Raw genomic sequence first — 12,420 nt, forward strand, 5'->3', positions numbered from 1 at the left:
GCAGGTGCGGAACCCCGCAAGGGAAAGAAGCAGAAACCTAAATCGTGAGGTTTGGGAATCACCGTCCGTTTACGGCGGTGAGGATGTCAAGGATTGTCTCCCAATATTACAGCCATTTCGAGAAGGAGATCGGACACAACCCAGTCAAGGCCATCAGGGAAAAACCACTTCTGTTTGAAACCAATGCTGCTACCGAACCTAACTACTCTCTCTAAACTAGCATAGCTGATCAGTGATCGTGATCAGTAGGAGTAGGGAGTATTAAGTGAGCAGTATTATCTGGCAGTTTTCTGCTTTCTTCCCACTGATTACTGATAACTGATTAGGGTAGCCAAGGATATTGACTAAAATCGGGGGGACGTTTTTCTAGGAAAGCCTGTTTACCTTCGGCTCCTTCGGCGGTCATATAGTAGAGTAAAGTGGCATTACCCGCTAACTCCTGTAAACCCGCTTGACCATCACAATCAGCATTAAAAGCCGATTTTAGGCAGCGAATCGCCAAGGGACTTTTTTCGAGAATTTCTAAGGACCATTTAACCCCTTCCTGCTCTAATTCCTCCACCGGGACCACATGGTTAACCAAACCCATTGCTAAAGCTTGTTGGGCGTTATACTGCCGACAGAGAAACCAAATCTCGCGAGCTTTTTTCTGACCGACTACCCGGGCCAGATAACTAGAGCCAAAACCGCCGTCAAAACTGCCCACTTTCGGACCGGTCTGGCCAAAAATGGCGTTATCCGCTGCTAAGGTTAAATCACAAACCAAGTGCAAAACATGACCCCCCCCGACCGCATAACCTGCCACCAGCGCGATAACTACCTTGGGGATGGAGCGAATTAATTTCTGTAAATCCAGCACATTGAGCCGGGGTACGCCATCATCGCCAATATAACCCGCCTGACCGCGCACCGTCTGATCGCCACCGGAACAAAAAGCATATTTGCCGTCGCTGTGGGGACCTGCACCCGTGAGCAATACCACCCCAATGCGCGCATCCTCGCGAGCATCACAGAAAGCGTCGTAAAGCTCAAAAACTGTTTTTGGACGGAAGGCATTACGCTTATGGGGGCGATTTATAGTGATTTTGGCGATTCCCCCCCATTTATGGTAAAGAATATCCTCGTAGGTTTTGACGGATTGCCATTCAACGGTCATAGTCTCGGTTATCGGCACAGCTTTTTTACCTTACCCTATTTTGTCCCCCACTTTGAAGCCTGGATCGCCAGAATAGGGGAATGGATAGTTGACCGAAAAGGTTTAAAGCTGATTCCTTTCTTGATATTTTCTGGGTATTTACTCAAAATATATTGATCCTATTTGTTAACTTTAAAGAGGTAAAAAATATGAAGACAAGTAATAAAACTAAGCCGGAATCATTAGAGTTTTATTTGAGGCTAAAATATCCAATAACAATTTATCCTGATGATGACGGGGGATATGTATCAGAAATTAAGGATCTTCCGGGATGTTTCACTCAGGGAGAAACCATAGAGGAAACCTTAATCAGTAAACAGTAATCAGTAATCAGTAATCAGTGAACTGAAAACTTACATCTGATAACCGATAACTGATAACTGATAACTGAAAAATCACATCTGATAACTGATAACTGATAACTGATAACTGAATTAAAGCCATTCGATTTCTTTAGCTTTTTCGGGTAGTTTAGCCGTGGCTTGTCCTTGGCTGCGGGACTGAAACCCAATTAAATCGAGGGGAGTAGCCAATAAATCTACTAAATCTGCTTTACCAAACATTAACTTGAGAGTATTTTTTGGTAGCTCTTTTAATAACCAACGACCGAGACGATAAATTAATTCGGAACTGGTAAAATTCCTTTGTAAATCACAACCATGTAGTTCATGCAAATAGCGATTTGAACGGCCGTAGCGTTGAAATTGACTGCGAAAACTCTTGATAGTCGAACGATGACGATGGGAAATAACGGCGGTGGGTGCATAGGCTAATTGCCATTGAGTTTCTCGTAAAATTCGCCAGCAGATATCGGCATCGCCACCCGTGGTTAAATAAGGACGAAATAGACCAACTTTCTCGAAAGCGGCTTTTCTAATTGCTAGATTAGCTGTTTGACCGTAGGGAGAAAAAGGATGTTCTAAGAGAAATTTTGGCGAGAGAATCTCTCGACGTTCAGCATATTTTTCTAGGATCGAGTTACCAGTTAATGCGAATATTTCCCCCGCAACGATACCAATATCAGTATCACCAAAGGGTTTAACTATTTCTTCTAACCATTGATAGGAAGGACGACAATCGGCATCGGTAAAAACTAACAGATCATAACGGGCAGTTTTTATGCCTAAATTACGAGCTGCGTAGGAACTTTGAATCTGATTTTCTGTAAGAACAATTAACGGAAATCCTGACCCTTTACTCTCGATCACCGCCTGTTCTAAAATAGACCCTGTTTGATCGCTGCTATTGTTATTTACGAGGAGATACTCGACTTGCTCTCGGAGATAGGTTTGACTTTGCAAACATTTGAGCAAATCGGGAAGATCATCTTCACCATTGTAGATGGGAATGATTACTGATATAAAGGGAAAAGTCATCAGAGACCGCCTAGAGTTGACCGCTACCTAGTCTAATACAATCACTGTAAACTTTTATGGCAAACGTTGACTTAAAATATATTCGGCAATGGCCAGATCCCCCGGAGTCGTAATTTTTAAGTTAGTTTCTTCACCGACGACAATTTTGACGGGAAAACCACATTTTTCTAATAAGGCGGCATCGTCGGTGACTTCCCAAGCTAATTTTCGGCCCTGTTCATGACATTCTTTTAATAATTTTACCTGAAAACCCTGGGGCGTTTGGGCCGCCCACAACCGCGAGCGATCCGGTGTATCCTCAATCCAGCCCTTGCTATCGACAATTTTAATCGTATCTTTCACTGGAATCGCCGCAATGAAACCCTGACAAGTGGCTAAAGCGGCGGCACAGCGATCGAATAATTCGGGAGTGGCTAAACAGCGCGCCCCATCGTGAATTAAAACCGTCTGGGCCCCCTCTGGTAGAGATTGTAAGCCATTATAAACCGATTTTTGTCTGGTTTCGCCTCCTTGTATGATTTGCACGGGTTTAAGGGCATTTATGGCGGTGATAATTTCTCGGATATCCTCAAAGTCTTCCGGTTGTGCCATAATCCCAATCCAGATAATTGCCCTGGATTGCATGGCAGCCAGCAAAGTCCAAGCGAGGAGCGGTTTTCCGTGCAGGGTGAGCAGTAACTTATTGCGATCGCTACCCATCCGTTTACCCATTCCCGCTGCTGGAATTAACAAATACATATTTTTTTCAGGTAAAAAGTTAACAAGAGTCAGGAAAGAGAATTCAGTGGACAGGAGTGGGGAGCTTTTTGCCTCTTATTTGTAAACAGTAATCACTGTCCGGCTGATGGTTAATCGCTTAAATAACCCAAAAACTATGCCTCTTAAGAGAATAAATCGAGGGGCAAGTGACCATAAGTACCGACTAATTGATCATTTTCTGACTGACAAGAAACCAGGACACCGCGATAGGTTCCCGTATAGGAATCGAGATAGGAAGCTTGTCTTCGGGTATTGTATTTAATATACACCGCTCCCTGTTCTGGGCGGTCTTCTGGGAGACTATTAGGTAAGGGGTATCCCAGGGCTTGTAGATAACTTTTCAGGGCTTTAAATCCCTCTTCATTGTTATCGGCACAGATACCTAAATTAATTGATTCCGAACCTTGGTTAACTAATAAAATTGCCTGTCTTAGAGCTTCTTCTTCTTCAGGGGATTGGGTAATTTTTAGTTGAATACATCCATATTCTTTTAGGAGTTTCAAGGCTTCTTCAATAGACATGAGCGGTTAGATATGTGTGGCTAAAGATAAAAAATAAACTGTTGCTGCTGTCCTTACCGACAAATTCCCAAGAAAAAAAGCCCTAAATCATTGGGGTTTAGAGATAGGAAAATTTTGCATTGGTCTTAATCGTAAGATCGCCAATTTCGATCATATCAGGTTGGGGACAGGAAAATTTATCGGGGTTGTTCGAGCGCTCCGGGTTGTGCGGGCATTTCACACTAAATCCGGTTATTAAAGAATGATTATTTATTCCCCCTATTGCCTATTGCCTATTGCCTATTGAATGAGTGCCTGTCCTCATAAGTAGCCTATGCTCAACGGATTTAGTATCACTCACTGCTTTTTGATAGCCAAAGTAAGCACCTATAATAATTCCAGCACCAAAACCGATCACTAGGTAAGACAAAATTATACTGAGGGGAAAAGAGGAGTGTCTCCGATGAGATAGGGAAAATCGCTCACCAGTCGCCACAATATTCTCAGCAGCTTCAGTGAACTCCTCCGGTGTCTCTAGGGCTTTTTCTTCGGTTGTTTCAGAGTCTTCCAAAGCTTCTGGGGCATCTTCTCGGTCATTTTCGGCGATTTCTTCGGTTATTGTCGGCAAAGAGTTTAATTTAGTGACACGATTGACGATTAAATCATCTTGACTCAGGGTTATCGATTCTTGCCAAGCGGGGATATCGGATTCCTCGGTCATACCGTAAACGATCACTTGTTCTAATCCATCGATGCTCAAGCTTTTGATTTCTGCCGACAAAAAAGGTAATAACTTGTGTTGATTGGGTATATTTTTGGATTGAACTTTTAGAGTCAGGACATTTTCTTGCGGGGTGGCTTCAACAACCTCTATTTTTGTGGTTAAGAGACTTTGGTTAAGTAGAGCAATAATAGCGGCTGCATCTTGCTGTTTAGCGGCATGGATAAGTTGTGCCTGATTCATGACCTTGAGGGGCTAAGGAGGGTATATTGTACTAAATCCCGTGGAAAAGGTATAGGAAAGTGGGTGAGTGCCGGAGCAGGGGGAAACAATCCATAACTGGGTTTTTAAAGTTGAATTGGGACTTAATCATGCTATTAAAAACCGATTTGGTATCGGTCTGTCCATCCCTGCCCCCGGTGCCACTTAAATTTCCGCCACGGCTCTTTCGATTAAACGACGAGCCAGGGTTTGAATACCGGTATGTTCATAGTAATTAGTCGTCATATCGAGGAATGCCCCAACATATACCAATTTATCAGCAGAAAAGTCGATAAATCCCTGAATTTTGCTCAATAATCCCTGCTGGCTCAAACTGCGATCGCTGACAAAACTACTCATCCAACCTTTAGTGGAGTCGAAACTTTGACCGATAAAGTCTAATTTTCTGGCAGTATTTCCCCCCGGAATCAATTCTTTAATACTGCCGAAAGTGGAGTTAGATTCTAATTCTTCCGGGCTGAGAATGCTGAAGCTCGATTCCACTTTCCGGATAAAACTGCCCCCCAGGGGAATTAAACCATCCAAACAAACTAACGCCGCCATCCGCATCAGGGATTCGCCGCTATAATCTCCCAGAGAAGCGACGAAATCATCGATACTATCCCCCGGAATGCCATTAATTTGACAAAAAGCGACTAATTCGGTCACTAATTTCAAGGTCAGATCGATGGTTTGCGCTTTTTCGGGGGCAGGGGTTAATTTTTCGATTAAACCGCCCATGAGGGGAATTTTACCACCGACGGCATTAGCAAGAGAGGCGGCGGCTAGGGCATTATCGGCGCTGTCGATGGTTTGGTAGAGCCAGAGCGCCCGTTGATAGCCCTGGGATTTATCATTAAACAACCAAACGGCTCGATCGCCAATCTGTTGAATCATACTTTCGTCGGTTTCGCCGGTGACTTTGATAATCGTATTTTTAAACCCGACTAGGTTATCCCACTGTCCCGGCACGACATAATCAAGGGTTTTGAGAACTTTGACGGTGAGATTATTCGTCGGTAATTCGTCCACCAGTTCAAAAATTGGCTTACTCACGGATGTCTCCTTACTTTAATTTTGCTAGACCATCTAAATCGAACTTAGCTAACCAAGCTTGGCGATCGCTGGAAGAAAAATCTGGCTCCCGCGATAAAACCTTGACTTGATAGCGATTATTGACTAAAACGGCGGTGGCGGTTGCACCCTGTTCGACAGAGGGAAAACCTTTAATTGTGGTTTGACTGTCTTGGAATTTATTGGCCGCGGCGGGATTATTGCTGATGTCAGATATGGCTAACATAGCCAGAACTTTGCCATCTTGCTTCAGTTTTGCCTCAGCAAAGCCTTTTTTCTCCTGGGTATAGACGCGCTCGTATCCTCCCCCAGAAGGCGGGAAAAACCGATTAAAACTGCCGCCAGAGGTGGATTCTTTCACCACTGCCGCCGCCCCGCGAGCGGTACTTTCTTGTTGCGCTTGGTCAAATTGTGAGGGAGCTTTAGCACAGGAAGTTACTAGCAAAAGTACCGCCAATACCCCTGCTATCAAGATTTTGCCAAATCGAAAGCTCATAGTTCTCTTAATTAAAACTTACTAATGTTTGTTTGTAGTATATCTCTCGCTTATTGCTGATTATTGTTAAGTTTTTCTAGATTCTCTCACACCAGACCGGGAAAAGAAGAGAAAATTAGCAAAATTCGATTCAATAACTAATTTTTAGGAGTACATCTCAATATTAGCTCTCCTGCAAAAATCAAAAATCTTCCGTTAGTGGGACTTATGCGTTTTCGGTCAGCAAAAAAGGCTCAAACCATTACGGGACAAAGGGTTAACCTCGATTTATGATTTTCCTTGATATATCTGGGTTTCAGCGATTTTGGGCTTGGTCGAAGTAAATCCCAAGCGGGGATTGGAGTTGAAAACTTTTTGCCGCAAACCCCGGCTACAGTCCCGCAATTGCCCCTCGCGCCATAGATGCGATCGCTTGTTCCGTGGCCCGGGGTAGATGATAATATTTACCCCCGGCTTTTAGGGCTAATTCTTTGGCAAAACCAGTGGAGACGAATTTTTTCTCCGTATCGATGACCAGCAGTTTAATGCCTAAAGAGCGAATTTTAGCGGCAATATCGAGCAGTTCTGCCTTAATATCCGGTTTTTCCCCCTCCGGAATCGGTTCGCCCAAAGATTTCGCCAAAGGAATATTACTTCTACCGTCGGTAATCGCCACAATCACCACTTGACCGATATCCCCCGATAAACGGGCATTCATCCCCACATGAACCGCTTGGGTTAAACCGTGGGCTAAGGGGGAACCGCCGCCACAGGGCAGGGTTTCTAGACGTTTTTTCGCTAGGGTAATCGATTTGGTCGGTGGCAATAGTACATCTGCTCGCTCGCCCCGGAAAGGAATCAGCGCAATCTGGTCGCGATTTTCGTAAGCTTCCGTTAACAGACGCATAACCGCACCTTTGGCCGACTGCATCCGATTGAGCGCCATGGAACCGGAGGCATCGACGACAAAGACAATTAAAGAACCGGCCTTACGGGCCAACCGTTTTGAGCGCAGATCCCCTTCTTCTATAATCACACGACGTTCGGGATTCCTTAAGCGACGGGCTTTTTGATAGGGGGCGGCCGCCCGGAGAGTGGCATCGACGGCGACTCTTTTCACCTTGCCCCGGGGTAACATCGGCTTAATATAACGTCCTCTATCTTCCGAGAAAATCAGGTTACGCGCCCCCGATTTCCCCTGACGCTGGGCCATCTGGGCGAAATACAGCACACTGGGATCCAGTAAAACCCCTTCCGGGTCGAAAACAAATTCTTCCGGCAGATTATCGGGCTGTTCCGGTTCTTTTTCTTCCTCTTTCTCCTCCTCTTTTTCTTCCTGTTCCTGCTGGTTTTCGTCTTGGGGCGGTTCCGGTGGTGGCGGTGGTGGCGGTGGTTGTTGTTGTTCCTGTTCTGGGGGTGGTGGCGTAATCAGCGATCGAGGTACAATAACTAATTCGACGGCTCTTTTTAAGTCATCGGCACTGACTAAATCCCGACCTTCTAAAGCAGCGGCGGCCTTGGCTACCCTCACGGCAAAAATCTCGGCGCGATGACCTTCCACCCTACCGCGTACCGCTTCCTCCACTAGATAACTAATTTGTTCGGGTTTAATTTTTACCTCTTTTAACCATTCCCTCGCCAAGATAATTTCGGTTTTTAGATCATCGATTTCTTGGGCATATTGGGCGATAAAAGCGGTGGGAGAAACAGCATACTCGATCGCCTGATTGACGGCGGTTACTCGTTGGTCTAAACTGAGGACACCATCGGCGGAAAGCGCAATGGCAATTCTATCTAATAAATGGGTTCGTAAATCCCCTTCTTCTGGGTTATAAGTAGCGATCAGGATTGGTTTACAGGGATGTTGAAAACTGATGCCTTCCCGTTCAATTTGGTTGCGCCCTTCGCTTAAAACTGTTAGTAATTGGTTAGCAATTTGGTCATCAAGTAGATTAATTTCATCGACGTAGAGAATTCCCCGATGGGCGCTGGCTAATAAACCGGGTTGAAAGACTGGTTCCCCCTGTTTCACCGATTCTTCCACATCGACGGAACCCAATAAACGATCCTCGGTCACTCCTAGGGGAATCTGCACGAAAGGGGCCCGGATAACTTCCGTGGCGACTTCTCCACTGCTATATTCTTCTTTGGTGCGATCGTCCCATTCGTCGGGATTATTGGGATCACAATTAAAGACATTACCCGCGATAATTTCGATCGGTGGCAGTAGGCAATTTATCGCTCGCGCCATGACTGATTTGGCGGTTCCCCGACGACCGGCAATTACCACACCCCCTAGAGCGGGATCCACGGCGGCTAAGAGTAGGGCTAATTTAATCGCTTCTTGGCCGACAACGGCAGTTAGGGGAAAATTGAGGGTCAGAGTGGGCATAGATCTAGATTCAGGCGGCCAAATTCTAGTGTAAAACAGAAGCTCACTGGTCTGGCACTTTTCCTCTTTTGATTCCCTGCATCTCGATGGATTTCTTCATCCCCAAACCGATCGAGAAGTTACTGGGTTAATCTAGGATTAGCTCCTGATGACGGCTGTAGAGAGGACAAAAACATGATAGTGACAATAATCGATCGCCTTACGGAAACCAACCCGCAAATTATGCGAGAATGGCAAGGAAGATTAACCCCGAAAAATATCTCGATCGCCTCGATTATCTCCCTTGTTGGTCAATTATTCGTTTATTTGTACTATCAAAATCTCTTACCGGTAGGGACGGGATTTAGTCGTTACTGTACCGCTAATCCCCCCAATAACAACGACTATTATCCCTACAGTGGGCTTAAATACTGTATCCAAGACTTAAATGGTGAATGGATGATTATCTCCCGGTTATGGTGGTTAGATATCTTCACTTTTCTGAGTATTACCGGTATTTTCGCTCTTTTAGTGGTGGGAACCTATCAATTAATCGCCGATCTTTCCGGGGAAGAACGCCGGGGTACACTTAATTTTATCCGTCTGAGTCCCCAACCCGCCAAAACGATTTTTATCGGCAAAATTTTCGGGGTTCCCATTCTCCTCTATCTCGTCTGTCTTCTCGCTTTACCCTTTCACTTGGGAGCGGGTTTATTAGCAGGTATTCCCTTATCCCTAATTTTAGCCTTCTACGGGGTTCTAATCGCTAGTTGTGCCTTTTTCTATCATGCAGCCCTTAGTTTCGCTTTAGCCACGCCATGGTTAGGGGGATTTCAACCCTGGTTAGGCAGCGCGACAGTCTTAATCTTTGTGTTTTATAGCACTATTGTTACTTTATCGGGCTATGGTGGTTCCCGTACCCCCTTTGATTGGTTAATTCTCTTTAATCCTAGTTTTGTCCTTCCCTATCTAGTTAAATCTACCTTTCTCCCCCCCGATGCGGTACGCTATCTAGGAATCCCACAAGTCTTCGACCTTCGTTGGTACGGTCAATCTCTCTGGCAATCGGTTACAACGGGTATTAGTTTAATTTTGCTCAATTTTGCCCTCTGCACCTACGGGTTAACCAGAATTATCCAGCGTCGCTTCCATAATCCCCTCGCTACTCTTGTTAGTAAACCCCAAAGTTACTGGATGATGGGTTGTTTTAGCGCTATTAGCCTGGGTTTTGTCTTCCAAACTCTGGAAACGAGCTATATTTTCGATAATTTTGCGATTCTTAGCGTTTTTGTGGCGATTTTTGGCTTGTTAATCCTTTTTGCCCTCACTCCCCCTCGTCAAACTATCCAAGATTGGGCGCGCTATCGTCATCTGCAAGGAAAAACGGGCATTAGTCTGGGGAAAGCTGTAATCTTTGGCGAAAAAAGCCCTTCTACCCTAGCCATGGCTATTAACGTCGCCATTGCCATTTTATTCATCCTTCCCGCTATTTTTATCGCCCCTCTCCATCAATATAAACTAGCCACTGCAGCCGGGTTTCTCTTGGCAATGAACATGATTTTAGTCTATGCCGCTATCGCCCAATTATTGATGTTAGCCAGCACAAATAAGCGCGCTTTGCTGGCAGCCAGTAGCATCGGCATTTTGATTATTTTCCCTTTCCTCTGTTTCGCTGTCTTGCGAGTTAATCCCAGTCAATCTCCGCTTTTATGGTTTTTTACTTTTCTTCCCATTGCCGCTACTCAGTACGCTACACTTCCCTCTTTCGCTTTGGCAATCTTCAGTCAGTGGTTGGGTTTAACCCTCCTCGGATGGCAAATTAATCGGCAATTAAATCGCCTTGGTGCCTCGGCAACTAAAGCGTTAATGCCGGGCTAAAAAATACCGACTCAAAGGGGAGATTAAATAATATCTCTGCCGACAATTTTCTCCCCTTGAGTGTCGGTTAAATTTTTTTTTCCAAAAAAGCTTGACAAAACCCCGCAACTTGACAGATAATTTCTTATATAATGGGAATCCGTGCCTGCCTGCGACCCCCTCTTTTCAGGTCAAATAAAGCCCAAAAAAATTAACCCCAAAAAGTAGTCGGTGAACTGATAACTGATAACTGATAACTGATAACTGATAACTGATAACATTTTTACCCCACCACCGATAAACTATCAACAATTAGCGAGGGAGTATAACAGGAGCCATTCCATTGATTATCAGATGCCAAAGCGATTAAATTCTGCAAAGCTGTATAAACATTTCCCGTCACCATTGTATCTTTAACTCGCCCGGTGATTTTGCCCTTTTCTATGCGATAACCCAGATCGATATTGACAGAAAAATCGCCTGAAATATCGGCCCCATGACCTAAAATTTGGTCGATAACTAAGCCTTCATCTATTTGCGAGATTAAATCCTCTAAAGATCCCTCTCCCGGTGCCACGATTAAATTAACCAAATCTGGCAGCGGATAAACGCCTAAACCAGGACGAAAACCGTTTCCCGTCGGAGGAGTTTTTAATAATCTGGCCGTGGTAAGATCGCTATAGAATTCCTTAACTCTACCTCCCTCAATTAAAGATAAAAATTTGGTGGGAGTTCCCTCATCATCAAAGGGACAACTATAGGGTTCTCGGTTGGGTTGTTGGGATAAAGTCAACTTTTCTGACATCACCAATTGACTGATTTTATCACTCCAGGGCGAGGACTTTTCTAAGATATGTTTCCCATTTAAAGCCATCGCCACCGTACCCCATAACAGGGTAACTGCATTAGCGGTCAATAAAATTGGTAATTTCCCCGTGGGACTATTCACATTATTTGCTGCCCATTGTAGTCGCTGCAATAACTGTTTAATTACCGTTTCGGGATGAGGTGTACTGCGAGTATATTCCCCATCATAAACCGCTAGAAAATCCTCCCCCCGCACCCATTCAATCCCCACATAATAACTCAAAGCTGTATCGGTATATTGACAATATAAACCCTGAGAATTAACTAAACGGGTGATTTCCCGTTCACATTCCCATTCACCACTACAAATAACCTCAGGGTAAACTTGGCGAATTTGGGCAATCATTTGATTACCCATCTCGATTAAAGATTCTACCGCCACATCTTGCCCAATCGGGTCATAGATTGCCTGTCGTGGTGCCGAAAATTCGATTTCTTCCGGGGCATTGAGATAGGATAAATTTAACGCCGTTTCTACTAAAATTTCAGGTTCCACATCACCATAACCCACCGCTAACCCTGGACAACCCTCGCGCCATAATCTTAAGGCAGTTCCCACGGATTCGGAGCTTTCTAGCTGTTTGAGACGATTAGCCTCAAAAAAAACGGGATGGGAAAGGGAGGAAGATTGATAAACTTCGGCTGCCACCGCTCCCGATTTGAGAGCTAGTTCGATGAGTTGTTGCGGATCGATCGTCATGGTGATAGTTTTTGAGATAATAGCTATCTGATTATCTCAAGCTCCGGCACTTCGGCGCAAACGCTGCTAATAAGACTGCGACGAGTTAAAAAATTTTTGCTTATTCATCAATAATATTTTTGAGCAAAGATGATCAAGTTGGCAAAAAAGTTATCATAAAATCGATCGAGAGTCAAAAACATGGATACTCCCACCTAGAGAGGCCGAAAAAATGACGATTGCCAAAAGCGACGAAACTGCCACCTCTCCGGCACTGATAGAAGA

At 44.7% G+C, this 12,420-nt stretch carries 11 protein-coding genes; 2 read left to right on the plus strand and 9 right to left on the minus strand.

What is annotated here, in order from left to right:
• Positions 1-322: 322 nt before the first annotated feature.
• Positions 323-1,156: a 1,4-dihydroxy-2-naphthoyl-CoA synthase gene (gene menB / locus BGL89_RS13645; RefSeq protein WP_286826161.1), complete on the minus strand. Its 834-nt coding sequence runs from the start codon at positions 1,154-1,156 to the stop codon at positions 323-325.
• 188 nt (positions 1,157-1,344) lie between these two features.
• Here menB and BGL89_RS13650 point away from each other — a divergent pair, with 188 nt between their 5' ends.
• Positions 1,345-1,518: a type II toxin-antitoxin system HicB family antitoxin gene (locus BGL89_RS13650; RefSeq protein WP_286826162.1), complete on the plus strand. Its 174-nt coding sequence runs from the start codon at positions 1,345-1,347 to the stop codon at positions 1,516-1,518.
• Between the two features lie 111 nt (positions 1,519-1,629).
• Here BGL89_RS13650 and BGL89_RS13655 read toward each other — a convergent pair whose 3' ends face one another.
• The 7 genes from BGL89_RS13655 to bchD all read right to left on the minus strand — a co-directional run bounded on the left by BGL89_RS13655 (position 1,630) and on the right by bchD (position 8,753).
• Positions 1,630-2,571, minus strand: a complete 942-nt coding sequence (locus BGL89_RS13655; RefSeq protein WP_286826163.1) for a glycosyltransferase family 2 protein — start codon at positions 2,569-2,571, stop codon at positions 1,630-1,632.
• Positions 2,572-2,625: 54 nt separating this feature from the next.
• Entirely contained in the window at positions 2,626-3,309 is a 684-nt protein-coding gene (gene ispD / locus BGL89_RS13660) for a 2-C-methyl-D-erythritol 4-phosphate cytidylyltransferase (protein ID WP_286826164.1), read from the minus strand.
• A gap of 143 nt (positions 3,310-3,452) precedes the next feature.
• Positions 3,453-3,851, minus strand: a complete 399-nt coding sequence (locus BGL89_RS13665; protein ID WP_286826165.1) for a DUF1824 family protein — start codon at positions 3,849-3,851, stop codon at positions 3,453-3,455.
• Between the two features lie 265 nt (positions 3,852-4,116).
• On the minus strand, positions 4,117-4,794 hold the full coding sequence (locus tag BGL89_RS13670; RefSeq protein ID WP_286826166.1) for a hypothetical protein: 678 nt from the start codon (positions 4,792-4,794) through the stop codon (positions 4,117-4,119).
• A gap of 183 nt (positions 4,795-4,977) precedes the next feature.
• A complete protein-coding gene (locus tag BGL89_RS13675; protein WP_286826167.1) occupies positions 4,978-5,868 on the minus strand; it encodes a hypothetical protein in 891 nt (296 codons plus the stop codon).
• Between the two features lie 10 nt (positions 5,869-5,878).
• On the minus strand, positions 5,879-6,382 hold the full coding sequence (locus tag BGL89_RS13680) for a hypothetical protein (protein WP_286826168.1): 504 nt from the start codon (positions 6,380-6,382) through the stop codon (positions 5,879-5,881).
• A 370-nt stretch (positions 6,383-6,752) separates the two neighbouring features.
• Positions 6,753-8,753 carry a magnesium chelatase ATPase subunit D gene (gene bchD / locus BGL89_RS13685; protein WP_286826169.1) on the minus strand — a complete coding sequence of 667 codons (2,001 nt, stop codon included), beginning with the start codon at positions 8,751-8,753 and terminating at the stop codon, positions 6,753-6,755.
• Between the two features lie 174 nt (positions 8,754-8,927).
• Between bchD and BGL89_RS13690 the strand changes: the two genes are divergently transcribed.
• A complete protein-coding gene (locus BGL89_RS13690) occupies positions 8,928-10,610 on the plus strand; it encodes a hypothetical protein (protein WP_286826170.1) in 1,683 nt (560 codons plus the stop codon).
• A gap of 262 nt (positions 10,611-10,872) precedes the next feature.
• Here the strand turns inward: BGL89_RS13690 and BGL89_RS13695 are convergent, their stop codons facing one another.
• Entirely contained in the window at positions 10,873-12,156 is a 1,284-nt protein-coding gene (locus tag BGL89_RS13695) for a TldD/PmbA family protein (protein ID WP_286826171.1), read from the minus strand.
• Positions 12,157-12,420 lie beyond the last annotated feature (264 nt).

This window comes from Microcystis sp. LSC13-02 (assembly GCA_002282935.1).
Classification (GTDB): domain Bacteria; phylum Cyanobacteriota; class Cyanobacteriia; order Cyanobacteriales; family Microcystaceae; genus Microcystis.